General features: G+C 58.1%; 26 protein-coding genes and 1 pseudogene. 19 read left to right on the top strand and 8 right to left on the bottom strand.

All coding sequences use genetic code 11. The annotated features are described in order from the left end of the window. Positions 1 to 54: 54 nt before the first annotated feature. The 6 genes and pseudogenes from KZ772_RS10910 to KZ772_RS10885 form a co-directional block, all read left to right on the top strand. Positions 55 to 2049, top strand: a pseudogene (locus KZ772_RS10910) (CusA/CzcA family heavy metal efflux RND transporter); the annotation flags it as partial. Between the two features lie 48 nt (positions 2050 to 2097). Then, the gene (locus KZ772_RS10905) at positions 2098 to 2841 is read left to right on the top strand and encodes an isoprenylcysteine carboxylmethyltransferase family protein (RefSeq protein ID WP_290536603.1); all 744 of its coding nucleotides are present in this window, start codon (positions 2098 to 2100) and stop codon (positions 2839 to 2841) included. Between the two features lie 152 nt (positions 2842 to 2993). Beyond that, positions 2994 to 3974: a transposase gene (locus KZ772_RS10900; protein ID WP_290536602.1), complete on the top strand. Its 981-nt coding sequence runs from the start codon at positions 2994 to 2996 to the stop codon at positions 3972 to 3974. A gap of 80 nt (positions 3975 to 4054) precedes the next feature. Further along, entirely contained in the window at positions 4055 to 4681 is a 627-nt protein-coding gene (locus KZ772_RS10895) for an FMN-binding negative transcriptional regulator (RefSeq protein ID WP_290536601.1), read from the top strand. Between the two features lie 395 nt (positions 4682 to 5076). Further along, the gene (locus KZ772_RS10890) at positions 5077 to 6042 is read left to right on the top strand and encodes a LysR family transcriptional regulator (RefSeq protein ID WP_290536600.1); all 966 of its coding nucleotides are present in this window, start codon (positions 5077 to 5079) and stop codon (positions 6040 to 6042) included. Between the two features lie 215 nt (positions 6043 to 6257). Beyond that, on the top strand, positions 6258 to 7058 hold the full coding sequence (locus KZ772_RS10885; RefSeq protein ID WP_290536599.1) for a hypothetical protein: 801 nt from the start codon (positions 6258 to 6260) through the stop codon (positions 7056 to 7058). 186 nt (positions 7059 to 7244) lie between these two features. Here the strand turns inward: KZ772_RS10885 and KZ772_RS10880 are convergent, their stop codons facing one another. Continuing rightward, positions 7245 to 8207, bottom strand: coding sequence for an IS30 family transposase (locus KZ772_RS10880; protein ID WP_290536598.1), 963 nt, complete (start codon positions 8205 to 8207; stop codon positions 7245 to 7247). Positions 8208 to 8628: 421 nt separating this feature from the next. Here KZ772_RS10880 and KZ772_RS10875 point away from each other — a divergent pair, with 421 nt between their 5' ends. Both KZ772_RS10875 and KZ772_RS10870 read left to right on the top strand, forming a co-directional pair. Next, entirely contained in the window at positions 8629 to 10008 is a 1380-nt protein-coding gene (locus KZ772_RS10875) for a hypothetical protein (RefSeq protein ID WP_290536597.1), read from the top strand. 126 nt (positions 10009 to 10134) lie between these two features. Next, entirely contained in the window at positions 10135 to 10845 is a 711-nt protein-coding gene (locus KZ772_RS10870) for a hypothetical protein (protein WP_290536596.1), read from the top strand. Between the two features lie 95 nt (positions 10846 to 10940). Here the strand turns inward: KZ772_RS10870 and KZ772_RS10865 are convergent, their stop codons facing one another. Continuing rightward, positions 10941 to 12542 carry a choline dehydrogenase gene (locus KZ772_RS10865; RefSeq protein WP_290536595.1) on the bottom strand — a complete coding sequence of 534 codons (1602 nt, stop codon included), beginning with the start codon at positions 12540 to 12542 and terminating at the stop codon, positions 10941 to 10943. A 353-nt stretch (positions 12543 to 12895) separates the two neighbouring features. Between KZ772_RS10865 and KZ772_RS10860 the strand changes: the two genes are divergently transcribed. Together KZ772_RS10860 and KZ772_RS10855 are read left to right on the top strand one after the other, a co-directional pair. Further along, complete coding sequence (locus KZ772_RS10860; RefSeq protein WP_290536594.1) at positions 12896 to 13783, top strand: metal-dependent hydrolase; 888 nt, start codon at positions 12896 to 12898, stop codon at positions 13781 to 13783. A 224-nt stretch (positions 13784 to 14007) separates the two neighbouring features. Next, positions 14008 to 14907, top strand: a complete 900-nt coding sequence (locus tag KZ772_RS10855) for a DMT family transporter (RefSeq protein WP_290536593.1) — start codon at positions 14008 to 14010, stop codon at positions 14905 to 14907. A 94-nt stretch (positions 14908 to 15001) separates the two neighbouring features. Here the strand turns inward: KZ772_RS10855 and KZ772_RS10850 are convergent, their stop codons facing one another. Then, positions 15002 to 15985 (bottom strand): SDR family NAD(P)-dependent oxidoreductase, encoded by a 984-nt coding sequence (locus tag KZ772_RS10850; RefSeq protein WP_290536592.1) that lies wholly within the window; start codon positions 15983 to 15985, stop codon positions 15002 to 15004. Positions 15986 to 16123: 138 nt separating this feature from the next. Here KZ772_RS10850 and KZ772_RS10845 point away from each other — a divergent pair, with 138 nt between their 5' ends. From KZ772_RS10845 to KZ772_RS10835, 3 genes are all read left to right on the top strand, one after another. Further along, the gene (locus tag KZ772_RS10845; RefSeq protein WP_290536591.1) at positions 16124 to 16723 is read left to right on the top strand and encodes a TetR/AcrR family transcriptional regulator; all 600 of its coding nucleotides are present in this window, start codon (positions 16124 to 16126) and stop codon (positions 16721 to 16723) included. 72 nt (positions 16724 to 16795) lie between these two features. Further along, a complete protein-coding gene (locus KZ772_RS10840) occupies positions 16796 to 17068 on the top strand; it encodes a hypothetical protein (RefSeq protein WP_290536590.1) in 273 nt (90 codons plus the stop codon). A 199-nt stretch (positions 17069 to 17267) separates the two neighbouring features. Beyond that, complete coding sequence (locus tag KZ772_RS10835) at positions 17268 to 18113, top strand: lysophospholipid acyltransferase family protein (protein ID WP_290536585.1); 846 nt, start codon at positions 17268 to 17270, stop codon at positions 18111 to 18113. A gap of 63 nt (positions 18114 to 18176) precedes the next feature. On the opposite strand, the gene KZ772_RS10830 is transcribed toward KZ772_RS10835, so the two are convergent. Continuing rightward, a complete protein-coding gene (locus tag KZ772_RS10830; RefSeq protein ID WP_290536584.1) occupies positions 18177 to 18539 on the bottom strand; it encodes a DUF6164 family protein in 363 nt (120 codons plus the stop codon). A gap of 126 nt (positions 18540 to 18665) precedes the next feature. Next, the gene (locus KZ772_RS10825; RefSeq protein WP_290539472.1) at positions 18666 to 19121 is read right to left on the bottom strand and encodes a DUF2938 domain-containing protein; all 456 of its coding nucleotides are present in this window, start codon (positions 19119 to 19121) and stop codon (positions 18666 to 18668) included. A 1002-nt stretch (positions 19122 to 20123) separates the two neighbouring features. Here KZ772_RS10825 and KZ772_RS10820 point away from each other — a divergent pair. From KZ772_RS10820 to KZ772_RS10800, 5 genes are all read left to right on the top strand, one after another. Next, positions 20124 to 20630 carry a hypothetical protein gene (locus tag KZ772_RS10820; protein ID WP_290536589.1) on the top strand — a complete coding sequence of 169 codons (507 nt, stop codon included), beginning with the start codon at positions 20124 to 20126 and terminating at the stop codon, positions 20628 to 20630. Continuing rightward, positions 20545 to 20913, top strand: a complete 369-nt coding sequence (locus KZ772_RS10815; RefSeq protein ID WP_290536588.1) for a hypothetical protein — start codon at positions 20545 to 20547, stop codon at positions 20911 to 20913. Before KZ772_RS10820 ends, KZ772_RS10815 begins: the two co-directional genes overlap by 86 nt. A 286-nt stretch (positions 20914 to 21199) precedes the next feature. After that, positions 21200 to 22522: an FMN-binding glutamate synthase family protein gene (locus tag KZ772_RS10810; protein ID WP_290536587.1), complete on the top strand. Its 1323-nt coding sequence runs from the start codon at positions 21200 to 21202 to the stop codon at positions 22520 to 22522. Between the two features lie 162 nt (positions 22523 to 22684). Continuing rightward, positions 22685 to 22957, top strand: a complete 273-nt coding sequence (locus KZ772_RS10805; RefSeq protein WP_290536586.1) for a hypothetical protein — start codon at positions 22685 to 22687, stop codon at positions 22955 to 22957. 183 nt (positions 22958 to 23140) lie between these two features. Further along, positions 23141 to 23986: a lysophospholipid acyltransferase family protein gene (locus KZ772_RS10800; protein ID WP_290536585.1), complete on the top strand. Its 846-nt coding sequence runs from the start codon at positions 23141 to 23143 to the stop codon at positions 23984 to 23986. 63 nt (positions 23987 to 24049) lie between these two features. Here the strand turns inward: KZ772_RS10800 and KZ772_RS10795 are convergent, their stop codons facing one another. Together KZ772_RS10795 and KZ772_RS10790 are read right to left on the bottom strand one after the other, a co-directional pair. After that, positions 24050 to 24412 (bottom strand): DUF6164 family protein, encoded by a 363-nt coding sequence (locus KZ772_RS10795; protein WP_290536584.1) that lies wholly within the window; start codon positions 24410 to 24412, stop codon positions 24050 to 24052. A 128-nt stretch (positions 24413 to 24540) separates the two neighbouring features. Continuing rightward, entirely contained in the window at positions 24541 to 25041 is a 501-nt protein-coding gene (locus KZ772_RS10790) for a DUF2938 domain-containing protein (protein ID WP_290536583.1), read from the bottom strand. Between the two features lie 63 nt (positions 25042 to 25104). Between KZ772_RS10790 and KZ772_RS10785 the strand changes: the two genes are divergently transcribed. Further along, positions 25105 to 25518 (top strand): helix-turn-helix domain-containing protein, encoded by a 414-nt coding sequence (locus KZ772_RS10785; RefSeq protein ID WP_290536582.1) that lies wholly within the window; start codon positions 25105 to 25107, stop codon positions 25516 to 25518. A gap of 91 nt (positions 25519 to 25609) precedes the next feature. Here KZ772_RS10785 and KZ772_RS10780 read toward each other — a convergent pair whose 3' ends face one another. Further along, a complete protein-coding gene (locus tag KZ772_RS10780; protein ID WP_290536581.1) occupies positions 25610 to 26560 on the bottom strand; it encodes an alpha/beta fold hydrolase in 951 nt (316 codons plus the stop codon). Positions 26561 to 26563: the final 3 nt, after the last annotated feature.

Raw genomic sequence — 26563 nt, 5'->3', positions numbered from 1 at the left:
CTTGGCAGCGCCTGCAGGGTGGGGCTCGGGTTCTTGTCGTTTTTCAGGGGCCCGATTCCGCTTTCCATTGGTCTGGCCTTGTTGGCGATGGCAAGTCTGGGCATGTCCGCCAACCTGATGTCACTGGGTGGCCTGGCCGTGGCCATCGGCATGCTGGTGGATGGCTCCGTGGTGATGGTGGAAAACATCTTCAAACACCTGAGCCGCAAAGAGGGCAGTCACGACTCACAGGGAGGCATCGCCTTGAGGGTAAAAGACGCCGCCCAGGAAGTGGCACGCCCGGTGTTCTTCGCCGCCAGCATTATCCTGGTGGTGTTCCTGCCCCTGTTCGCCTTCGAAGGGGTGGAAGCGAAAATGTTCGTGCCCATGGCCATCAGCATCATGCTCGCCATGACCGCCGCCGTGCTGGTGGCGTTGATCGTGGTGCCGGCGCTGGCCGGTTTTCTGTTCCGTCACGGCGTGGAAGAAAAGCCCAACAAACTCATGCAGTGGCTGGAGGCCCGCTATCGAAAACTGCTGGCCAAAGCCATGCAGGCCCGCAAGGCGGTCATCGGCGGTGCGGTGGGCCTGTTTGCATTGGCGCTGGCCACCACGCCCTTTATCGGCACGGAATTCGTGCCGGTACTGGAAGAGGGCACCCTGGCTTTGCGCGCCACTCTGGCTCCGTCCTCCAGTCTCGATACAGCGCTAGAAGTGGGTCAGAAACTGGAGAAGGAAATCATGACCTTCCCGGAAGTCACCTACGCGCTCAGTCGGGTAGGGCGCGCGGAAATCGGCGGCGACCCGGAGCCAGTGAGCAACGTGGAAATCTATATCGGCCTCAAGTCCATCGACGAATGGGAAAGCGCCAGCACACGTCTTGAGCTACAGGAAAAGATCCAGCAGAAACTGGAAAAACATCCCGGCCTGCTACTCAACTTTTCCCAGCCCATCGCCATGCGCGTGGACGAACTGCTCTCCGGCGTCAAAGCCCAGCTGGCCATCAAACTGTTCGGCCCAGATCTCGACGTGCTCCAGGAAAAAGGCGAAGCCATCACCCAGGCCGTCAAGGAAGTGGATGGCGCTACCGACGTGCAACTGGAGCAGATCGCCGGGGAAGCCCAGCTCGTCGTCACTCCGGACCGCAACGCACTCAGTCGCTACGGCCTGAGTGTGGATCAGGTCATGGATCTGGTCAGCAACGGCCTGGGCGGCGGCAGCGCCGGGCAGGTGATTAACGGCAACGAACGCTACGATATCTACGTGCGCCTGGAACAAAACGCCCGCAAGGACGCCGAAGCCATCCGCAACCTGCGCCTCAAAGCCGCCGACGGAGCCTGGGTGCGCCTTATGGATGTGGCGGACGTATCCCTGGTCTCCGGCCCACCGCAGATCAGCCGCGACGACGTGCAGCGCCGTGTGGTAATCCAGGCCAACGTGGCCGGTCGCGACATGGGCTCCGTAGTGGCGGACATCCAGCAAGCCATCGACAGCGAGGTAGACCTGCCCGCCGGCTACAGCGTGGACATCGGCGGCCAGTACGAAAACCAGCAGCGCGCCCAGCAACGCCTGGCCATGGTGGTGCCCGTGGCCGTGGGCCTCATTGCCTTGCTGCTCTACTTCGCCTTCGGCTCCGTGGCCCAGGCTGCCCTCATCCTGGTCAACGTCCCCCTCGCCCTTATCGGCGGCATCCTCGCTCTGGCTCTCAGCGGCCAGTACCTGTCGGTGCCCAGTTCCGTAGGCTTTATCACCCTGTTCGGGGTGGCAGTGCTGAATGGGGTGGTGATGGTGGAAGCCATCAATCATCGGCTGCGTGATGGGGAGGCGCTGGAGACGGCGATCTTCGAAGGGGCGGTGTCTCGCCTGCGCCCGGTGCTGATGACTGCGCTCACTTCCATGCTGGGTCTGATTCCCATGTTACTGGCCACGGGGGTGGGCAGTGAGGTGCAAAGGCCGCTGGCAGTGGTAATTGTCGGGGGGCTAGTGTCGGCGACGGGGTTAACGTTGCTGGTACTGCCAAGTCTTTATGCGTTTTTCTCGAGCAAAAAAGCTGTCGAGTTACAACGATAATCTAATCTTCCCCCGGCGGTTATCAGCCGGGGGGTTTAGGAGGAAAAAATGCTTTACTCTACATTGTGCAATCAAGGTGACTGGGCTTTTCGATGGCGTAGTATCGCTCCGGCGGTGCTTATGATTCCCGCGGTAATAGTTGCCTTAATAGATGTGCAATATTTTTTGGATAGTCACACCTATGATCAGTGGTGGGACTTGTTCGCGATATCGTTTGTGGTGGCGGGCCTTGGGATTCGTGTCTGGACTACTGGACATACCCCGCGAAGAACCTCTGGTCGTAATACCAAAAGTCAGGTGGCGGATTCACTAAACACTCGCGGTATTTATTCTATTGTTCGTAATCCTCTCTACCTGGGGAATTTTGTCGGAGCCTTGGGGGTGATTCTATTGCTCCACTCCTTATGGTTAACCCTTTACTATGTGCTGGCGTTCGCGCTTTACTTCGAACGTGTAATTCTTGTTGAGGAGAGATTTCTGTTGAGAAAATTTGGTGATTCATATCGCCAATGGGCAGAAAAAACGCCGGCTTTCTTCCCTTTAATATTACGAAAGTACCAGCCTGATGAATTGCCTTTTTGTTGGAGAACGGTGTTACGTCGTGAATATATAACTGTCGCCATGACAGTGTTGCTGCTGTTTGTTATGGAGGTCGGCGAAGATACAATGATCCAGGGGGAAATTATTCTGGATAGTCGCTGGCTAATAATTGCGGCAATCAATGGAGGGATGTTCTTGTTCTTCCGGGTGGTTAGCAAGCGAACACGTTGGCTTTCCAAGGTTGGCAGGTAATATACCGAAAGGAAAAATCGTTAGGGAAGGAGAAGATAATCGTGGACACCCATAAATTGAAAGATCTCCTACTCTGAAAATGCGCGATGTCTGATACTTGTCTGTCTTTACGGCCAGTACATTGATGTCATGGATAAGCAAGGAGGCGTTCCATGACTCGTGCTCGCTATACCCAGGTTTCTCTTGATTCCACTCCCTACTATCACTGCATCTGTCGCTGTGTGCGGCGAGCCTTTCTGTGTGGCAAGGACCACTATTCCGGCCAGGATTACGAACATCGCCGGCAATGGGTAGTGGATCGCCTTGCGGTGCTGGGTGAGGTGTTTGCCATTGATCTCTGTGCCTATGCGGTAATGTCCAATCACTATCACGTTGTTGTTCGGCTCAATCAGAAAAAGGCGAAGGCCTGGTCAGATACTGAAGTCGCTGATCGGTGGATGCAGTTATTCAGTGGCCCACTGATTGTCAAGCGCTGGCTGAGCGGGCAGTCAGAGGATGGCGAGGCATTGAAGGCACTTGAGATCGTCGGCCAATGGCGGGAGCGGCTTTATGATCTTGGCTGGTTCATGAAATGCCTGAATGAATACCTCGCCCGGCGGGCGAACGAGGAGGATTGCTGTAAGGGCCGCTTCTGGGAAGGTCGTTACAAGTGCCAGGCGCTACTGGATGAAAAGGCCGTATTGCAGTGTATGGCCTATGTGGATCTCAACCCTGTTCGGGCAGATATGGCCAGTACTCCTGAAGCTTCGGACTATACCTCGGTGAAACAACGAGCCCGAGATGTTAATGGTCGCCACGCAACGAAGAAAATGCCTCCCCTGCTACCGATGGTGGATAGTGAGACAGTAGAATTTGAGCACGATAATACGGTTTGCCGTTTTCGGCTGATGGACTATCTGGAGCTCGTGGACAGTACGGGAAGGGCGATGCGTGCAGACAAGCGTGGCGCAATCTCGGAGCGAGCCGCAGGGATTCTGGATCGCCTTGGTATTGATGAAAGGGCCTGGCTGCGGCATATGCAGCCGCGCAAGCAGAGACTGCCTGTCGCGGTCGGCAGCCTGGAAAGATTGAAAGCCTATGCCGCCTCGACAGGCCGTAAATGGGTGTCGGGACAAAACCTAATCGCATACTGATTGATGAGGATTTCTTTTGATTAAATTTATGTGTGTTCCGGATTAGAATGGGCGAGCCCCCAATCGAGGAGTCCCGCAGCATGTATGTCCCGAGCCACTTCAAGGAAGACGACATCGACAAGCTTCAGCAATATATTCGTGACTACGGATTGGGTTTGCTGGTAGTTGCTGATGATGCTGGAATTGAGGCGAACCATGTTCCTTTTTATTTGAGTCCTGAAGAGAGCGGTTCTCTTGGGTTTTTGCAGTGCCATCTGGCTAGAAGCAACCCGGCTTGGCAGCGCCTGCAGGGTGGGGCTCGGGTTCTTGTCGTTTTTCAGGGGCCGGATGCTTACATTTCACCCTCGTGGTACGAAACCAAGTCAGAAACAGGCCGAGTCGTTCCAACGTGGAACTACCTGGCTGTCCATGCAGAAGGTCAGGCTCGGATTATCGAGGATTCAAGCTGGCTGAAGCACCATCTTCATCGGCTGACAGAGCAGAATGAATCCGGCATGAGTGCTCCTTGGTCCGTAGATGATGCGCCAGCTGACTTCACCGAACGTTTGGTGCAGGCTATTGTGGGTGTAGAGATAAAAATAGATTCTCTGACAGGCAAGCTGAAAGCTAGTCAGAATCAACCGGAGCGTAACAGGGCGGGCGTCAAAGCTGGCCTTGAAGCTGGAGAGAGAACGTATAATCGGGGCATGTCCCAATTCATCAGCTAACCGAGAGTTGACTCAATATTCAAATGCCGGCCTTTCCTCCCACCATTTCTCAGCGTCCCCACAACGCGTTCAAGCGTCGCACCACTGTCTGAAGCCACTCCTGCCTGGCCCGCAACTGATCCCGTCTGACCTGCTCCAGGTTAATGCCGCCCCGCCCATCCCGGTATCTGGCCGGGATAGATTCGTTAGGCAGATGACTGGCACGGCTTCTTTCTGCATCAGCGCTGTCGCGGACAGCGACAGGTATGCCGCTGTTAACGTATTGAACCTCTTCGAAAACTGACATGCCTGACCTCCGTTACCCGGCCCCTGATCGCAGGGGCCTTGGCCATCCAATGGATTTATGGGCATGCTAGTCCTGTCGTATGCTGCAAACTATTCCCTAAAGGCGAGTAATGACTTTGCAAAAACGAACAGGAAAGCCAAACGAGCCCGCTTCTGACGACTATCCGAAAACCCGCAGTCATCTGGCGTGGAATGACTTTGAGATCGTTCTCGCGGTGGCGGTGGCGGGTTCCCTGTCCGGGGCGTCCCGTGCCATGGGGGTCAGTCACGCCACGGTGTTTCGGCGCCTGGGGGAGATCGAAAAGCGTCTGGGGGTGACGCTCTTTGAGAGGAGCCGTACCGGGTATCGGCCGACGCCCGCCGGGGAGGAGCTTGCCGAAACGGCCAAGGTGATGGACCAGGCCGCTCTGGCTGCCGAGAGAAAAGTCGCGGGGCGTGACCTGGAGCCGAGCGGGGAAATCTGGGCCACCACAACGGATTCGTTGCTAATGGGCCTGTTGGCGCCGTTGTTCACGGAGTTTCGGCAACATTATCCGGGCATCGTGGTGGACGTTGCGGTCTCCAACCAGTTGTTCAACCTGACACGTCGGGAAGCAGATGTTGCCATCCGCCCCTCCAACCGCCCCCCGGAAAATCTTATCGGCCGGCCCCTGACCACTATTGGCCAGGCGGTATATGGGCACCGAAGCCTCGGCCTGACCCCGGGCGAGCCCATCAGCGCTCTTGTGGATCAGCCGTGGATTGGTGCGGGGCCCCGGTTGCTGGATTCAAAACTGGATCAGTGGATGGACAGTAACGGGTTAAAACCAGCCTGCGTCTACCGCGTGGATACCCTGGTAGGCATCCTCAGTGCCATTCGCTCTCGGATGGGGTTGGCCGTCCTGCCGTGCTATCTGGCGGATTCAGATCCGGACATTGTTCAGCTCAGCGACCCCATTCCCGAGCTGGAATTCGGCCTCTGGTTTCTCATGCACCCGGACCTGCGTGGCGTGGTGAGAATTCATGCCTTGATGGACTTCCTGACCGAAGCGATCCGGGCACAGAAACAGCGCCTGGCCGGGCCGCGATTATGCTAACCAGAAGGCCGGGGTAGGGGCTTTCTTCATTTATTGGTTTTACCGATAACCCCTCAAATATATGTGTGTCCCGAATTAGCGGAAGGCGTCACGGATTGGCTGGCGATCCGGATGCTATACCAGTGGTAGCTTGAAAGGCCGTGGGGGGCATCCGCCTCCCATGGGTCGATACGAAACCCCAGGGATATGGGGCAAACGGGTACAAGGAGCGACCAATGCGAAGCACACTGTTATTGATGACGGCGATGATTCTGACCGCCTGCCACCATCCGAGCCGCAGTTATGAAGTGAGATATCTGGAGCCTACTGCACGCCAGCAGCTTTACATGCGTGACGAGGGCGACATGGCTGGCATTGATGTGTTCTGTGGGGTGAATGTGTCGGGGCTGCCGGGGCAGGATTATCCCGGGCTGACGGAACCCACGTCGGCGGTGGTCGGTTATGAAAGCACGGATCTCCCCAAAAGCGCCCGGCCGCGGTGCCGGGTTGATGTGAATGTGGAGCACCATGCATGGCTGCTGTTTGATTTAAGCGAAATCACCCGGGATGGTGAGCCCCGTACCCTGATCAAGGCAACGCTCAGTGGCGAGGCGCACCCTGACAGTGATAACGCCAACTGCCAGGCCGATACTCCCTTCATTGCCTGGGTCAATTTTGCGCCGCCGTCGGTAGCCGTGCCGACAATGGATGATGGCACACCACATAACGGGATAGAGGCGCCCACGGCCATCATTGATGACGAGCACTTGAACTTCCGCGAATACCATGAGCGGCTTTCCGCAGCCAGAGAGTTTACCCGGGGGCGACATGGCAGCGCGCCTAATTTCGTTTATACCTTGAGTGATCGGGAAGTGGGGAGACTGGCTGAAACCTTTGCCACCGAGGAGTGGATTTCGCCTGACCCTTACCATGCGGTTCTGGTCGGCGTGGAAAACCCCGCTCCGGGGCGCGATAGCTACTGCCTGGCCGGGCTGGAAAATTTGAAGCTGACCCTCATCTTTTCTGACATGGAATAGATGGTGAGAGGAGGGGTCCGTTAAACGCAGGGGGACTGCCTGTCTTTCTGGTTTTCTATGTGTTTCCCGGGTCCGAGACGAGTATCCGTTTGGATTCGCCGATTCGAAAACATGCTCTTGTTCCGTGCTGGAGAGTGAGGCAGCATGGACCCTAGTATCAAGTTTGAACCGCGACAGTAATCCATATCAGTAGGCATAGTAGATTTCCTCTGGTGTTTTGTAGTTGTGTCTCTTTCTTGGTCGGCTATTAAGTTTGTCAGCGATCCTGTCGCATTCAATCTGAGTCAGCTCCGACATACTCGTTCCTTTCGGGAGATACTGTCGTATTAGCCCATTCGCGTTTTCATTGCTGCCTCGCTCCCATGAGTGATGAGGTGTTGCGAAGTAGAATTTCACGCCAGTGCGCTTTTCAACCAGCTTGTACTGATGGAACTCGGTGCCATTATCAGCAGTAATTGTCTTGAACGAGATCGGGTCTCTGCTAATCAATCGAATGACTTTTTTGTTAAGTGATTTGGTGGATCGGTCTCTGAGCTTGCCGATCTGGATGAACCCGGACTTGCGCTCAAGTATCGTTACAATGCAGTCAGTTGAACCTGTTCCCATCACAGTATCGATCTCCCAATGCCCTCTATAGCGGCGGGTTTCGACGGAGCCAGGCCTTTCTGAGATATGTCTCTTGTCGGCCAATCGCCCCCTGCTGTCATAGGCTCGATAGCGTTTTCTTCGCTGCTTGCTCGACTGGCGAAGATGCATCCATAGAGCGCCACCTTCTGCCTTATCGCGCCAAAGGTACTGATATATCGTTTCATGACTGATGTGGCGGTGCATTAGAGAGAACCGACGAATATGGCCGGATATTTGCTCTGGAGACCACTTCTGTCTCAGCAGTTTCCGGATCAACTTGAAGTGATCATCAGTGTAGTGACGATTGCGCCTGGAGCGACTGCGGCGGGCACGGGTTCGGCGCTCGGCTTTGCTGGGCCTGTACGAACCGTCAATGTGCAAGCAACTGTTGCGCTGTAGCTCGCGATAGAGAGTTGAGAAATGACGCCCCAGCTGGCGTGCGATCTCTCTGACTGACAGGCCTTGCCGTTTTAGTGTGGAAAGCATTACTCTTTCTTCGTAGGTGAGCTGTACATATCTCATAGCAATTTCAACTTCTTGGCGGGAGTGAAAGTGCTGGTATTACAGCTCACCTTTTTATTACATGAAAGTGTCGCGGTTAGTATATGAATTCGGCGACGAAAACATGGAATCTGAGCAACACAGGGAGCGTGCCGCATTGGATTAATGCCATGTTCAGGCGGGGATCTGCCTGCAACCAGCCTTCTTTATGCACCGACCAACTGAAAGTTGGCGGCCCTGTCTCGTTGTTGTTTGTTATTTGGGCGCTTTTGCATCAGGCATTTTATGCTCATAAAGGGTTCTCCCGGTAGATGTGAATCGCCAACACCGAATTGAATAACAATAATAGTGGTAAAAATTTTGCCACCTTTTTTCACAAGGAGTGAAAATGATGTCACTAAAAGAAAGGATGCTTAATCCACTCACGATCGCTGTGTTTGTTGTGTCTGCAGTGCTTGCGCTGTCGGCTTGCGAGAGTACGCGGGAAGAAGAGAAATCCAGTGACAATGACATTCAGAAAGAGGCTTATCCCGTTGCTACCGTCACTGTGCCGGCCCTTGTTGCTGCGAAGAGTGACTTCATCGAATTGGTGCAGTCTCGAGGGCATGCTGGCGGTATGGATGATGTCAGGGAGCTTGAGCGTCTTGCCGACGTGATTGTCTCGCTGGAAAGCGTACTGGGATCGGATCTCGAGGCTGCCCTGCATACCCGTGATCCGGCTCTTGCGATAGACATGATGGGCTGGTCGACGGATCTGGCCGGTGAGCTCCTCGCTGAAGTCGGCGGCAATGTCAGGCTTGCTGAACTGCTGGGTGAACGTCGGGGTGGCAATGATCTGGGGCGAGGAAACCCCAGTGGGCTTTCAGATTCGCCGGGGCTGTCGAAGTTCGAGTCCTCTCTGGGTGGCCTGATGGGGTCGTTGTCAGATTATATGCAGAGCGACCCGGATGGCTGGCCTGGTGAAGGGGAGGATAATGATCGGGGGGCAAACAATGAAAGCAGTGACCCCTGGGTGAATTATCTGAATGACAGAGTCCCCCAGGGCGCCGACCCTGATCCGAACGACCCCGATGTGGACGCTACCGGTGATACCTGGAACGACTACCTGAACGATGATGCCGCCCCGGGTGCCGACCCGGACCGACCTGATGAGGGCAGTGGCAATGACACTGAAGGCGACGGTGAGGAGATCGAGGTCGGTGACGGTGATGTAGTGATCATTTGGACGGATGGCGATGGCAATCTGGACCGTGTCGAAAAAAACAAGGATGAGGGAGAGACTGGCGACACAGGTAATGACGGTGCTGATGACGGAGCCGGTACTGATGGTGATGATGGCGCTAGCGGTGGTGACGGTAACGGCACCAGTGGTGGTGGCAGTGACCCCGATGATGGTACAGGCGATGATGGAGAGAGTGGCACCGGAAGCGGCGATGAAGAAATGCCCTGTGACCCCAATATTGATGGCTGTAATACGGGTGGGGGAGAAGTGCCGGACACGGACCCCAATGATGGGACGACTCAGCCGGGGCTTGGCGATGCTGGCAACGACGATCCAGAGATTGATCTGGGCTCAAAGGGTGGTGGCCTTGGCCCCCTGATCCTTGTCGGTCCCGATCATCAACAGCGCGGCGCAGTGGTCTTGGTGGTTCGTTCGCCGACTTATGGGCAGACGCAGCCTGGTTTGGGGGACGACCGCTTTAATGGTGGTTTCTGGAAAGGCGATGTTGATGTTATCGGCGGCAGGATTGATCAGCTGTTTTCCCGGTCGAGAGAGCTGGCCGAGGGAGTTGCAGAGCTCTGTGCGCCCCAGGATTGCTGAGGGTTCTGCCTATCAAAGTGATGAAAGAAAAGACCGGGGCATGCATGAAGTTGTCTGATCGTTTGCGATGTAATGTATTCTTGTCCCGGATTTAGTCAGCCTGTGAAGTATTGAAAAGGACACTTAATGAAAAAACTTTCCCTGTTTATTTTGGTCGGCGCGCTTTTGGGTGGATGCGCTGCGGTTCCGGTCTCAGAAGATCGCACTGCCTCTGAGCCAGCAAAAAATGAGATATCGACGTCCCTATTTGCCTCGGATAAGGCTGTGATGTCCGATGAGGCGGTAAAGAAAGCGCTGGATGGTGTGGTCCGCTTTCCTTCCCGGGCAAGAGTGGCGCTTCTGGATGTGTCTCCCGAGCGGCAGAGCTATCGATACTATGGCTCGAATTATTGGCGCTCGGAAGCCTACATGAATCAGCAGCAGCGTTATTTTGATGCATTATCGCTACCTGTAACCGGAATTGATGAGGTGAAAGCGGCTGTTCCCATGCCGTCTTTTACTGTCAACAAGCAGATGACCCTGTCACAGATTCGTGAAGCTGCTGTCAGGATGCAGATCGATGCCTTGGTTATCTATGCCTTACGAAGTGATATTTTTGAAAAATCCCGCTTATTTTCAGCGACTGAAGTCAAAGGATTTGCCACCTGTGAGGTCGCCATCCTGGATACACGAACAGGCATCATGCCATACACTGATGTGATGACAGTCAAGGAACAGGTTGAGCATCAGCGCAGCCAGGAAGACCTATCCGAGACGCGTATGCGTGCTGAGCTGCAAGCGTCGGAAAAGTGCCTGGGGATGTTGGGTGAGGCTATGTCAGAATTCATTGATGGATGATTATGAGATTCGGATCAGATAATGAAGAAAGGAGCATCGCAGGTATCAGGAATAAGCTGTTGTTGACAGCTTATTCCTGATAGAAGGTGATTCTCCTAAGCGATCCGGCTCTGCCCCCGAATCATATCCACTGCCTTTTCCGCAATCATCATGGCCGGCGCATTGGTGTTGCCGCCGATCAGGGTGGGCATGATGGACGCATCGATGACACGCAGGCCCTCAATACCGTGAACCCGTAATTGCGGGTCGACCACGGCGGCCTCATCGGTGCCCATCTTGCAGGACCCCACCGGGTGATAGACCGTGTCGGCCCGTTGCCGGATCACTTCGCGGATCTCGTCGTCGCTTTTTACGTTCCCGGTGAACATGTCTTTCTTCATCCAGCGCTTGAGTGACGGCGCTTCCATGATCTTCTGCGTGATCTTGTAGCCTGCCACCATGTCTTCCAGATCCTGAGGGTCGTCCAGGAAGGCCGGGTCGATCAGGGGCAGGTCGTTCGGGTTGGCGCTGGCCAGTTGCACGCTGCCCCGGCTGCGCGGGCGCAGCAGGCAGACATGGCAGGAGTAGCCCTGGGTGAAGTGCATCTTGCGGCCGTGATCATCCACCAGGGCGGTGACCATGTGCAGCTGCAGGTCTGGGGCGGTAAGCTCTGGCCGGGTTTTCAGGAAGGCGCCGGCTTCTGCAAAGTTGGAAGTCCACAGGCCGCGCCGTTCCTTGCGATAGGTGCTCATGGCCATCAGTGCCCGCCACATGCCACCCGGCGACAGACCGAAGGTGGCCGGGCTGTCGGTGGTGTAGCCGAAAATGAAATCCGGGTGGTCCTGCAGGTTCTTGCCCACGCCGGGAAGATGGTGGACCACGGGTATGCCATGTTTTTTCAGTTCATCTGAATCGCCCACCCCGGACAGCATCAGCAGCTGAGGAGACTGGAAGGCGCCGGCTGACAACAGCACTTCCTTGCGGGCGCGGACGGTACGCACCTGTTTGCCTTGCTTGAATTCCACGCCCACGGCGCGTTTGCCTTCGAAGACAATACGCTGGACCTGGGCATTGGTTTCCACGGTCAGGTTGCTGCGATCCATATGGGGGAACAGGTAAGCCCGTGCACTGCTCCAGCGCTCGCCGTCTTTCTGGGTGACCTGATAGACCCCGGCGCCTTCCTGCTCTGCACCGTTGAAGTCATCGGTAATGGGGATATCGCATTCTCTGGCGGCATCCAGAAAGTAGTTCTGGAACGGGTTGCCGGTGCGGCTGTCGCTGACCCAGAGTGGCCCGTCGGAGCCGTGGTATTCGTTGTCGAGGCGTTCGTTGTGTTCGTTGAGGCGGAAGTAGGGCAGCACATCCTCATAGGACCAGCCGTCATTGCCCAACGCGGCCCAGTGATCGTAATCCTTGCGGTGGCCACGAATATAGACCATGGCATTGATGGCCGACGAGCCGCCCAGGCACTTGCCCCGGGGCTGGAACCCCTGCCGGCCATTGAGTCCTTTTTGCGGCACGGTCTCCATGACCCAGTTGTTGATGGGTTTGGAGAGCATGGCCACCGCGCCCGAGGGCACATTGACCAACAGGCCATCACCACTGCCACCGGCTTCGAGCAGACACACGTGGGTGTCCGGATCTTCGCTCAGCCTGCCGGCCAGGGCGCACCCTGCGGAGCCTCCGCCGATAATGAGGTAGTCGAAGTCGTTTTCCATGTCTGCTTCCCTTTTGTTGTCTGTTATTTGCGGTGTGGCTCGACAGAGGCATTTGTTTCGGCGAGCTTTCGCTGGTGAGGGGCTGGTGCCGACATCCATCACAACTTCAGGGGGAAAGATTATCACCGGGTTTTTGTGGTGGTAAGTACTGTTTGTGTGACCAATAGCGCTCTCCTGTATGCTGAATCAAGCCTCACGTGGCCTTAACGGCTGATGTCGCCTCATAATTAACAGTGCTTGCGATGCAAGTTTTGGCATCGTGCCAAGGGGCACTGCGTATGTTTATATGAAGCCCTTCTTTTCCCGGCATGCTTTTCGTGTGCCCGAGGGCATGATGATGAATGGAGATAACAATGAAAAAGCTGTCTGCAGCGCTACGCCTGGTAGCAGATAACACCCGCGCAAAGCCCATGCTGGTGCCGATGCGCAGGAGCCTGCGTTTCAACCTGGACCCCAAGCGGATTTCTGACTGGCACACCCAGGGTGGGCCGGTGCTGACGGCGTTTCTTAATACCTTCTCCACCATCCTGCCCGTGGGTGAACGATTTTTTATCGACAGTGTGCGTGCCTACCGGGACCAGATTACCGATCCGGAGCTCAAGAAGGCGGTGACCGCCTTTATCGGCCAGGAAGCCATGCATGGCCGCGAGCATGAAGAATATAACGATGCCCTGTTTGCGGTGTCGTCGGTGGCGCCCAAATTCGAGCGTCTGGTGGAGGGCGTGCTGAAGACGTTCAACAAGTACAGTGCGCCGGTGTCCCTGAGCGGTACCATTGCCCTGGAGCACTTTACCGGTCTGCTTGCAGACAGCGTGTTGAGCGACCCCCGAGTGGTGGAAGGGGCCGACCCGGCCTATGCGGCGTTGTGGCGCTGGCATGCCCTGGAAGAAACCGAACACAAGGCGGTGGCCTTTGATGTGTGGACGGCGGTCATGGGCAAAGGCGTGGGTGCCTACGGGTTGCGCTGTTTCGGACTCGGTCTGGCGACGGTGGTGTTCTGGGGGCTGGTGATTCCGGTCTTTATTGAAGTGCTGCGCGAGCAGGGCAAGCTGACGGACTGGAAAGGGTGGCAGAAGTTTTTCCACTACACCTTCGGTGATATCGGCATGCTGCGAAAGCAGATTGGCAATTATCTAGATTACTTCCGCCCAGGGTTCCATCCCTGGGATCACGACAACCGGGAATACCTGCTGCAGATCGACAGTTTTCTGGCTGAGCAGGAAGCTGCCGCCTCCGCCTGATATTTCCCGCCTGTTCTTGGCCGGCTGACATCATGATCTGAAAACCATGATGTCAGCCGACGCTGCCTTTCTTGTCTGTTCACGTTCCTCTCCTGTGTCCGATGCTGTGAGCGCTCCCAGCTGTTGCACAGCGAAATAATCTGCGTTTCAGTGGTAGACGAGAGCCCATGAAATGAGGCTTGCGTGCAGGTTTTTTCAATGTCACCGGGCAGGCAGGAGGGCAGATGGCGCGCCTGAGCACAGCGTTGGTGATCGTGGCAGCGCTGTGCTGGGGGCTGTCAGGCGGCCTCGGCGGTATTCTCATGGCCGAAGGCTGGGGCGCGTTTCTGGTGTCTTTTTACCGGGGCGCCATCGGTCTGCTCTTTGTGCTGATCTGGCTGGCATTGCAGCCGGTGGGCCATGGCCTGACCAGTGGCCGACTATGGGGTTGGTCGCTCATTGCCGGGCTGGGTGTGGCCGGTAATTTCGCCTTCTATTTTTTCAGTATTTCCCGGGGCAGTGTGGCGGTGGCAGCCACCTTGATGTACTGCGCCCCGGTGTTCGTATATCTGGTCTCGTTTGCTCTTCGTCTGGAGCGTCCCTCTGTGTTGAAGCTGGCCGCGATTGCCGTGGTGATGCTGGGCATCGTGCTGCTGACCCGGGTTTATGACATGGGCGCGGACGGGGTGACAGCTATTGGCGTGGGTGCAGGTTTGCTGGCCGGGGTCTGCTATGCGCTCTTCATTTTCGGATTCAAGTATGCCGCCCCTCATGGCAGCCCCCAGGCGATTCTGTCCATTGCGTTTACGGTGCTGGTCGCGATGCTGGTGTGGCCGGCGGATGCTGGCCAGATTGTGGCGGCAATTAACTCCGCGGACTTGCCGTTGTTCGCCGGGATCGGTGTGCTGGGTGCGGGGTTGTCGTTTGTGTTTTATGTGATTGGCCTCAGGGAGGTGGCTCCGGCGATCGCGTCCATCGTGGCCATGGTGGAGCCGGTGACCGCGTCGTTATTTGGCGTGGTGATATTGAATGAAAGCCTGGCCGGTTCACAGGTGATCGGTATGGCATTGATTCTGGTGGCGGTGACGGCGCTGAGCCTGTATTCCGGCTCAGGCCGTCTCCCTTCCCGTTGGGGTGTCCACTGACCGGCCTGGCCTCCAAGAACCCCTGCAATCCTTGGTTTTCTGCGGCAAGATCGCCGTTATTCGCGATGCCAGTTCGCTTTCTACAGCAGAAAAATCAGGCCCGGCGCCTGTCCTTTCTGGCACGAAACGGTGCCACCTTCCTGTCACTTGGCCCATCCGCCTTGCGGGACACATAATCCGCCGGCGGTGCCTCAAGCAGGCTCTGGTAGCTCAGGTTGACGATGGACTCGGAGGTCTTCGGCAGCAGGTAATACATGGCCAGGGCACCCTTGCCGAAGATGCCCAGCTTGCGTTTGTTCTGGGTGATGACCACATCCAGCAACCAGTTCACCGCGGTGTCCGGCGACATGACCGGCAGGTAGTCGTAGATTTTGGTGGGCGCAATCATCGGCGTGCGCACCAGCGGGTAGTTGATGGAGGAAAAACGCAGGTTGGTATGGGCATATTCGTTGGCGGCCACCCAGGTCCAGCCCTCCAGCGCCCACTTGGAACCCAGATAGGCAGAAAAGCGCGCCGGATTGGCCTGCACCCCCACGGTGGACACATTGATGATATGGCCCTCGTCGCGGGCTTCCATGCCAGGCAGCAGGTTCATGGCCAGACGCAGGGCGGCAAAGTAATTGAGCTGCATGGTGCGTTCGTAATCGTGGAAGCGGTTCACGGTGAATTTGATCGAGCGGCGAATGGAGCGGCCCGCGTTGTTGATCAGGATATCCACGTGGCCATGGTCGGCCAGGGCCTGCTGGCAGATGCGGTCGCACTCTTCCATGTCGGTCAGATCGCCCGGGTAGATGAAGGCCCGGCCGCCACGTTTCCTGATACCAGCGGCAATGGCCTCCAGCTTGTCCGCATTACGGGCCAGCAGCAGCAGGGTGGCGCCGGCATCGGCCAGTTTCTCTGCCACGCCTTCCCCGATCCCGGAACTGGCGCCGGTGAGCAGTACCACTTTTCCCTGCACTCGATCACGCAGGGCCTGCCCGGGCGTCAGCAGGCTTTTGGCGTTCCAGGCCCAGTGATTGCGGAAACGGCTGAAGTAGGCGCCGACTTTGGGGCGTCTGAACTGGATGTCGTTGGCCATGGGGGTCTCGCGGTTTGCTGTGGGTGTCGTCGTGCAGTCATTATAATCTGAGCATATACTCGGAAAAACTCGGATTTGCTGACTGGAACAGGCCCCCGGACCATGCGCACAGAAAAATGGCAAACCTCTGATTTCAAAATGAAAAAAGAGCCGAAACAGGTGCGATCAAAAGCCTCGGTGGCGGCCATGGTGGGCGCCTGTGCTCGGATTCTGGAGCGGAGTGGTTACACGGGCTTGAGCACCAATGCCATCGCCGAGGTGGCCGGGGTCAGCATCGGTTCGGTGTATGAGTATTTCCCGGGCAAGGAAGCGGTGGTGGCGCGCCTTACGGAGGAGCTGCTGGCGGAAACTACCTCCCTGCTGCATGAGCGCCTGGATCTGACCGATAACCGCAACGACCTGCATGTGGCCATGCGCCATTTTCTGGGCGCCCTGTATTCGCTGATGCGCAGGCAGCGCAAGCTGTTGCGGGTGCTGGTGTTTCAGGTGCCCTATCTGCACCAGTTGCCGGCCACCCGGCAGTTGCAGAAAGAGTTGCAGCAGGTGTTGCAGACCGGCTTGCAGAAAACCCGTCAGCATTATCAGATGAACGTCCATCCCCATACCCTGTATCTGATGGCGACCTCCACGGCGGGCAGCCTGTTGCATCTGGTGCTGATGGCACCGGCCGGACTGGATCATGAGGCGATTCTGGATTCCCTGGCAGGGAAGCTGTCGGATTGGCTGATAGCAGGCTGAGTTCCTGGATTGCCGGCTCTGCTATCATGTGCGGAAAGCGAAAACATGACTTCAGATCTCCCGGGAATATCAATGAAAGAACTTGAACAGGCAGAAGACGATTTCGCGCAGCAGGCACTGGTGGAAGCGGTGGAAAACCAGATCGCCGATGGCCATCCCCGTGAGGCGGGGCTGGTGATCATGGATCTGATCGGCCAGGGCGTGGACCGTGAAGAGGCGCTGGAGAAGATGGCGGATGTGCTGGCAGCGCATATTGCACTCACCATGAAGGACGAAACGCCCTTTGATGTGAACGCCTATGCCCGTGATCTGTTGCAACTGGCGGCAGCGGATAGCGCCGAGTGATCGGCCGGCTGTCGGCGGCTCCGGGCGCTCCAACAAGAGGCTGGTAACGCCGACTCCCTCCCCAATTACCTTTTCTTGCGCGGATTTCAAGCCTTTATCGACTGGCCGACAGGGGCGGGCCTGCCATGGTATCCAGCCTGTATAATGCTAGTCTTGCGCACCCTGGCGATGACGCCAGCGAATACAGACCGAGGTAACCGTGTCCGACATCGAGATCCCCATCGAAAATTTCCGCCCGCCGTCCCTGCGCACCATGGCCCGGGTGACTGCCCTGCAGCGTCGCTATTTCGCAGCGACACTGGAAGGTGCGGAAAACGTGGATCCGCAACGGCCGGGCCTGTTTGTGGGTAACCATGCGCTGATGGGGGTGCTGGATTCACCGTTGTTTGTCTATGAGCTGTATCGGCAGACCGGTGTATTTCCGCGTTCCCTGGGGGATCACTTTCACTTCCCGACGCCGGTTTGGGGAAAACTGGTGACCCGGTTTGGTGCCGTGCCCGGCACCCGTGAGAACTGCCGTCGGCTGATGGAAAGCGGTCAGCATGTGCTGGTTTTTCCGGGCGGTGCCCGCGAGGTGGCCAAGCGCCGGGACGAGATCAACAAGCTGGTATGGAAAAAAAGAACCGGCTTTGTCTACATGGCTATTGAGCAGGGCTTTGACATTATCCCCTTTGCGTCGCTGGGCTGTGATGAAGCCTATGACATCGTCTATGACGGTGATGATTTTGCCAATGGCTGGCTTGGCAAACGGTTACTGGGTAACGAAAAGATCAATTCGTTGATGCGCGGCGGTGATCTGTTCATGCCGCTGGTAAAGGGGGTCGGTCCTACCCTGCTGCCCAAGGCAGAGCCGTTCCGCTTTGCCATCGGCAAGCCCATTTCAACGGCTCATCTGAAAGGCCAGGAAAGTGACCCCAAGGTGCTCTGGAAATTGCGCGAACAGGTGTCCGATGCCATTACCGGGATGCTCTCCCGAATGGATGAAGAGCGTAAAGAAAAGCCGCGGCCCCTGTGGCGAAAAGTGCTGGGTGCGCGCAAGCACTGAGCGTAGCGGATAACCGCCGTTATTCGCGATGCGAGCATCGCTTCCCACATTAGAAAAAGCGCGCTAACCCAGAGTCAGAAACGGCAGCAGCGTTACCAGTAATAGCGCCAGTACCGCCACGAACAATCCCACAACGCGAAGCGGCTGTTCACGCAGTCGCCCTCCCAGCGTCGGGGCCGTTCCGTCCCGTTGTGCTTCCTCATAGGCTTCCCGCTGTAGCCGGGCCCGCTCCTGTTGGTAGTCGGCCAGCAATGCCTTGGCACGTTCCCGGTCCTCGGGCTGGGTCAGCCAGATACCACCGGAGGAAATTCCCCACATGCTCGGGGTGGTTTCATAGAACGGGATCTGGTTCTGTTCCAGCAAGGCACGAACTTCATCGGCCTCGTCGTCCGGAACCCGGCGCAGATTCAGCAGTAAGGTGGTCATGGTGCTCCTGATGATGTGTCCTGGCCTGCCGGGTAGCACCGGGCAGGGCGTAGAGGTGCATACAGGATACATGGGTGCGCGCGCCAAGGGTTACCACCCTTCCGCGCGGTTTTATCGCCATTACACTCAACCCAGTAAGCCGTGTGACACCCAGCCGCCCAGGTACAGGCCGGCGCCGAACATCCCATGGGTCAGCAGGCTCTGTAAGCGGGCGGCGTTCGGGGCCGGTGTGCGCGAGGCGGCAATGCCGGCCCCCATGCCCGGTTGCATCAACAGAAACGGTGCGGCAACGGTGCCGATGCCGACCAGCAAGGCCGGTGCCAGAGTGGGCTGGTCGATCCAGCCTTGTCCCACGGTGCCCAGCAGAATCCCGGCGAAGACCAGACCGGTCAGATGATGGGCCAGCCAGCCGACGGCTTTTTCTCCAGGCATGGCGGGCGAAGTGGCAATGGCGGAGTGGCCGAATTGCCCGTGGCCCATGTGCAGCAACCAGCGGCCGACCATGGCGTAGTTGGGCGGGGCCACACCGAGCAGCGGCTGGCGCAGCCAGCTCCAGGCGTCCATGACCAGGGTGGCGCAGATCCCGATGGCCCGGGCCCAGGCGCACCTGGATCGTTGCCAGGCGGATCAAAATCCAGCCTGATCATCACCACCGGCGGCCTGCGGGTGCCGGCGGACTTATCAAGGCCCTGGCGCTGGGGGCGGATGCAGTGGCGTTGTCCAGCAGTGCCCTGCAGGCCATCCCGGTTGTCTGGGCATGCGGGCCTGTCATATAATATTTCATGGTGGGGATTGCGACCCAGCGGCGCACGCAGGGCGCCTGCTGGTGGAAACGGCGGCGGCGCGGCTGGCGTTTCTCACCGCTTCCACCGAACTGATGCAGGTGATGGCACGGGCCTGTGGCTACCCATCTGAATCAGTTCAATCGCGACTGATCTGACCACCTGGCAAGGAAATGGCAGAGCTGGCCGGCATTGCCTTTGCCGGAGTATGAAGATCGATAAGAAGACGCTGCGATCCGCCATCAGAACAAAGCGCATGCGCTGTTGTGTCTGCCATGCCAAAAACATTGCGGCCAAGGCGATCTGAGCCGCAGGATTCACCGCGGTCTTTGCTATCATGGTTGCAGTGTGTTGTTCCCGCCGATTGGATAATGGAAGTACAGATATGAAAACTTGAACAGGCAGAAGACGATTTCGCGCAGCAAGCGCTGGTGAAGCGGTGGAAAACCAGATTGCCGATGGCCACCCCGCGCGAGGCGGGGCTGAGGTGATCATGGACCTGAATTGGCCGGTGTGGACCGTGAAGAAGCCCTGGGAGATAGCCAGATGTGCTGGCGGCGCATATTGCGGTCACCCTGAAGGACGAAAAGTCCTTTGATGTGAATGCTTACGCCCGCGACCTGCTGCAGTGAAGCAAGCTGTTGTCGGTGATTGCCTGGGTGCTCCTCCACGGGTGTGCCCATCGTTGATTTCAAAGCTCTTTCGACGCTGAACCGTCAACGGCAGATCTGCATGGTCGCCGCCTGTACCAATGTGAATCGCCACCTGGCGCTGACACCAGCGAAAACAGACCGAGGTAACCGTGTCCGATATCGAGATCCCCATCGAAAATTTCCGCCCGCCGTCCCTGCGTACCATGGCCCGGGTGACCGCCCTGCAGCGCCGCTATTTCGACGCGACGCTGGAAGGCGCCGAGAATGTGGATCCGCAAAGGCCGGGCCTGTTTGTAGGGAATCTCGCGCTGATGGGGGTACTGGATTCGCCGCTGTTCGTCTACGAACTGTATCGGCAGACCGGTGTATTTCCACGCTCCCTGGGGGATCACTTCCACTTCCCGACACCGGTGTGGGGCAAGCTAGTCACCATTTTAGCGCAGTACCAGCTTTTACGTGAAAACTATCGCCAGCTAATGAAACTGATCAGCATGCTGGTATTTTCCGGGCGGCGCCCGCGGAAGGAAGTGGCCAAGCGCCGGGACGAGATCCCAACCGGCTGGCAGGTACATGTGGAAGAAAGAACCGACACGTCCTGCATGGCCATTGAGCAGGGGGGTTCATTTTATTATTCCTTTGCGTCACTGGAGTTGTGATGAGGCCTACGACATCGTCTATGACGGTGACGATTTTGCCAATGGCTGGCTTGGCAAGCGGTTACTGGGTAACGAGAGAATCAACTGTGATGCGGTGGTGATCTGTTCATGTAGTAAAGGCATCGGCCCGACCTTGCTTCCCAAAGCAGAGCCTTTCCTTTGCCATCGGCAAGCCCATACCGACCGCGCACCTGCAGGCAGGAAAACGATCCTGCGGTGCTCTTGGCAATTGCGCGAACAGGTCTCGGATGCCATTACCGGCCATGCTTTCCCGCATGGCTGAAGAGCGCAAGGAAGAGCCACGGCCCTGTGGCGGAAAGTGCTCGGTGCGCGCAAGCGCGGGCGCAGCGGATAACCGCCGATTATTCGCGGTGCGAGCATCGCTTCCACAGTAGAAAGAAGCGCTATTCGGTATAACCCAGAGTCAGAAACGGCAGCAGCGTTACCAGTAATGACGCCAGCACCGCCACGAACAATCCGCAGCGCGAAAGCATACTCGCGCAGTCGCTTCCCGGCGCCGACCCGACCTGAAGTCATTCCAGGCCTGGATCGAGTAAGGCGGCGTCTGGGTGGATGCCCGGGAAATTGCCGATTGGGAACAGGCCAATCCGCAGAAGTTTCAACGTGATCGTTACCAGGGCAGCTACGCGGATTTCAAGGGCACGGACGATGAGCCCCACGTCAAGGCGATCCATGCGCTGGCCGACAGCGGCCTGGAAAAGACCGGACACCATGGGCCCATGGCGGCCATGGGCGTGCCCGGGCGCAGCCTGCCACGCTGGGATGACATCCAGGTGCTGACAGCACAATTGCATCGCCCGCCGCAGCTGGATGAGGCTCCGGTGGGCACCGAGGTGGTGATTGGCCCGGCGGCGGCCAGGCCGCTGACCCTGGATATTCCACTGATGGTCTCGGACATGAGTTTCGGTGCCCTGTCCCAGGAAGCCAAGACGGCCTTGTCCCTGGGGGCCGAGCAGGCCGGGACCGGTATCTGCTCCGGTGAGGGTGGCATGCTGGACGAAGAGCAGGCGGCCAACAGCCGGTATTTCTACGAACTGGCTTCGGCCCGTTTCGGGTTTTCCATGGACAAGGTGGCACGCTGCCAGGCTTTTCATTTCAAGGGGGGCCAGGCCGCCAAGACCGGCACGGGCGGACACCTGCCCGGGAGCAAGGTCATCGGCCGCATCGCCCAGGTGCGGGACCTGGCCGAAGGGGAGGCCGCCGTGTCACCGGCGCGCTTTCCGGACTGGACTTCTCCGGCGGATTTTCGGGATTTTGGCAATCAGGTGCGCGAAGCCACCGGCGGAATTCCGATCGGTTTCAAGTTGTCTGCCCAGCATATCGAAAAGGATATTGATGCGGCGCTGGAAGCGGGGGTGGATTACCTGATTCTGGATGGGCGAGGTGGTGGCACCGGTGCCGCGCCACTGTTGTTCCGCGACAATATTTCCGTGCCCACCATTCCCGCGCTGGCCCGGGCCCGGGCGCACCTGGATCGTTGCCAGGCGGATCAAATCAGCCTGATCATCACCGGCGGCCTGCGGGTGCCGGCGGACTTTATCAAGGCCCTGGCGCTGGGGGCGGATGCAGTGGCGTTGTCCAACAGTGCCCTGCAGGCCATCGGTTGTCTGGGCATGCGGGCCTGTCATACCAATAACTGCCCGGTGGGGATTGCGACCCAGCAACCGCACCTGCGGGAGCGCCTGCTGGTGGAAACGGCGGCGGCGCGGCTGGCCCGTTTCCTCACCGCTTCCACCGAACTGATGCAGGTGATGGCACGGGCCTGTGGCTATACCCATCTGAATCAGTTCAATCGCGACGATCTGACCACCTGGCACAAGGAAATGGCAGAGCTGGCCGGCATTGCCTTTGCCGGAGTGAAAGATCGGTAAGAAGACGCTGCGATCCGCCATCAGAACAAACGCGCTGCGCTGTTGTGTCTGCCATGCGCTTATTCTGCGCAATGCGTGATCACAGGCCGCAGGATTCACCGCGGTCTTTGCTATCATGGTTCACAGTGTGTTGTTCCCGCCGATTGGATAATGGAAGTACGAATGAAAGAACTTGAACAGGCAGAAGACGATTTCGCGCAGCAAGCGCTGGTGGAAGCGGTGGAAAACCAGATTGCCGATGGCCACCCACGCGAGGCGGGGCTGGTGATCATGGACCTGATTGGCCAGGGTGTGGACCGTGAAGAGGCCCTGGGGAAGATGGCAGATGTGCTGGCGGCGCATATTGCGGTCACCCTGAAGGACGAAAAGTCCTTTGATGTGAATGCTTACGCCCGCGACCTGCTGCAATTGGCGGCAGCGGATAGCGCCGAGTGATCGGCCGGCTGTCGGCGCTCCGGGCGCTCCAACAAGGGCTGGTAACGCCTTACCTTTTCTTGCGCGGATTTCAAGCCTTTATCGACTGGCCGACAGGGGCGGGCCTGCCATGGTCTCCCGCCTGTATAATGCTAGTCTTGCCCACCCTGGCGCTGACACCAGCGAAAACAGACCGAGGTAACCGTGTCCGATATCGAGATCCCCATCGAAAATTTCCGCCCGCCGTCCCTGCGCACCATGGCCCGGGTGACTGCCCTGCAGCGTCGCTATTTCGCAGCGACACTGGAAGGTGCGGAAAACGTGGATCCGCAACGGCCGGGCCTGTTTGTGGGTAACCATGCGCTGATGGGGGTGCTGGATTCACCGTTGTTTGTCTATGAGCTGTATCGGCAGACCGGTGTATTTCCGCGTTCCCTGGGGGATCACTTTCACTTCCCGACGCCGGTTTGGGGAAAACTGGTGACCCGGTTTGGTGCCGTGCCCGGCACCCGTGAGAACTGCCGTCGGCTGATGGAAAGCGGTCAGCATGTGCTGGTTTTTCCGGGCGGTGCCCGCGAGGTGGCCAAGCGCCGGGACGAGATCAACAAGCTGGTATGGAAAAAAAGAACCGGCTTTGTCTACATGGCTATTGAGCAGGGCTTTGACATTATCCCCTTTGCGTCGCTGGGCTGTGATGAAGCCTATGACATCGTCTATGACGGTGATGATTTTGCCAATGGCTGGCTTGGCAAACGGTTACTGGGTAACGAAAAGATCAATTCGTTGATGCGCGGCGGTGATCTGTTCATGCCGCTGGTAAAGGGGGTCGGTCCTACCCTGCTGCCCAAGGCAGAGCCGTTCCGCTTTGCCATCGGCAAGCCCATTTCAACGGCTCATCTGAAAGGCCAGGAAAGTGACCCCAAGGTGCTCTGGAAATTGCGCGAACAGGTGTCCGATGCCATTACCGGGATGCTCTCCCGAATGGATGAAGAGCGTAAAGAAAAGCCGCGGCCCCTGTGGCGAAAAGTGCTGGGTGCGCGCAAGCACTGAGCGTAGCGGATAACCGCCGTTATTCGCGATGCGAGCATCGCTTCCCACATTAGAAAAAGCGCGCTAACCCAGAGTCAGAAACGGCAGCAGCGTTACCAGTAATAGCGCCAGTACCGCCACGAACAATCCCACAACGCGAAGCGGCTGTTCACGCAGTCGCCCTCCCAGCGTCGGGGCCGTTCCGTCCCGTTGTGCTTCCTCATAGGCTTCCCGCTGTAGCCGGGCCCGCTCCTGTTGGTAGTCGGCCAGCAATGCCTTGGCACGTTCCCGGTCCTCGGGCTGGGTCAGCCAGATACCACCGGAGGAAATTCCCCACATGCTCGGGGTGGTTTCATAGAACGGGATCTGGTTCTGTTCCAGCAAGGCACGAACTTCATCGGCCTCGTCGTCCGGAACCCGGCGCAGATTCAGCAGTAAGGTGGTCATGGTGCTCCTGATGATGTGTCCTGGCCTGCCGGGTAGCACCGGGCAGGGCGTAGAGGTGCATACAGGATACATGGGTGCGCGCGCCAGTGGTTACCACCCTTCCGCGCGCGGTTTTATCGCCATTACACTCAACCCAGTAAGCCGTGTGACACCCAGCCGCCCAGGTACAGGCCGGCGCCGAACATCCCATGGGTCAGCAGGCTCTGTAAGCGGGCGGCGTTCGGGGCCGGTGTGCGCGAGGCGGCAATGCCGGCCCCCATGCCCGGTTGCATCAACAGAAACGGTGCGGCAACGGTGCCGATGCCGACCAGCAAGGCCGGTGCCAGAGTGGGCTGGTCGATCCAGCCTTGTCCCACGGTGCCCAGCAGAATCCCGGCGAAGACCAGACCGGTCAGATGATGGGCCAGCCAGCCGACGGCTTTTTCTCCAGGCATGGCGGGCGAAGTGGCAATGGCGGAGTGGCCGAATTGCCCGTGGCCCATGTGCAGCAACCAGCGGCCGACCATGGCGTAGTTGGGCGGGGCCACACCGAGCAGCGGCTGGCGCAGCCAGCTCCAGGCGTCCATGACCAGGGTGGCGCAGATCCCGACGATGATCATGCTGGCCAGGTACTCCGTAACGTTATCCATGGGGCTTCCTCAAGGTGGATTTGATGCTAACGTACAACTTGAAGCTGGCTTGAGGTCAAGGTCGTGTTGGATATTACCGAAGTGGTGCGCCAGTCCGGCGTGCCGGCGTCGACGCTGCGCTATTACGAAGAGAAAGGGCTGATACTCTCCACCGGGCGCCGGGGGCTCAAGCGGATATTTGCACCCAGGGTGCTGGATCAACTGGCGCTGATTGCCCTGGGGCGGGCAGCGGGATTTACGCTGGATGAAATCGGCGAGATGTTTGATGCCGGCGGCGAGCCAAGTATTGATCGGGATATGTTGTCGGCGAAAGCCGATGAACTGGATGACACCATCCGCAAACTGTCTGCCATGCGTGACGGCCTGCGCCACGCGGCAAAATGTCCGGCCCCCAGTCACCTGGAATGCGGACAGTTCCGGCGTTTGATGAACATTGCCTCGGCACGAATAAGGGTGGAAAAGGGCGGTAGCAGGTAGCGGTCGTCGTGTGAGCTACGGGTAAGAAGGCACGTAAGAAGGGACACGCATCAGTAGGTGTGTGTCCCTCGGCAGTAGCTCGGCAGTGGCGTTACGCACTCTGCCTGTGGTTCACCGGCTGCATGAAGCCGTCGAGCCCTTCCAGGAACGTCAGCTGCTGGCGGATCACGTTGCTGAATGCCGGTTCGAAATAGGGTTCGAAGTGGTTGGCGTCAATGCTGGCGATGGTCAGGTTGGGGTTGTTGACGTTGCGGATGGCGCTTTCCGCAAAGGGGGCGACGGAATCCTGGCTGGCGCCGAGCAGCAGGGTCGGGATACGGATGTCCTTGAGGCGCTTGAACGGACGGTAGGGGCCCATGGTCATCATGGAGCGGGCCGCTATGCGGTTATCGTAGCGACGACCGATGCTGGTTTCGGCCAGTTGCAGTGCCTTGCCGGCATCGTCCCGGTCCATGGAGGAAAACGCCCCGGGTTCGCTGACCACAGGCAGGTAGACCGGCTGGCCTGGCTTGAGCAGGTCGGCCATGGCGTACAGCCCAAAGCGCAGCAGTCGTGGCAAGGGAACGGCGCGCACCGCGGCCATGCCATCGAGCATGGGGACCTGGGCAATGGCCCCGGCCAATTCCGGATGTTCGGCGGCCAGTTCCACCACATGGCCGCCACCAAAGGACGAGCCCCACAGCACGATGCGATGGGGATCGATGCCCGGCTGGCTTTTCAGGAAGGCCAGGGCAGCGTCGCCATCGGCTACCCGCTGGCGGGCGGAAATCACGTGCCGCGGCAGGCCGGCACTGTCGCCCCAGCCGCGATAATCAAAGGTCATCACTGCGTAGCCAGCGCGGGTGAATTCCTCATAGTAGGACACCGTTAGCGCATCCTGAATCCCGCCCCAGCCGTGTAGCATGAGGATCGCTGGCAGTGTTTCTGCTGAGGCCTTTGCTGGCCGGTGCAGGGTGGCCGCACACCAGGTCCCGCCGGAGTAAAAACCGGTTCGCTGGCTGTCGCAGGTCAGGTCCTGGGGGCTGTGTCGCAGGGTATCCATGGT

It is taken from the genome of Alcanivorax sp., assembly GCF_019431375.1.
Lineage (GTDB): Bacteria > Pseudomonadota > Gammaproteobacteria > Pseudomonadales > Alcanivoracaceae > Alcanivorax > Alcanivorax jadensis_A.
This window is presented reverse-complemented; position numbering and strand designations above follow the sequence as displayed.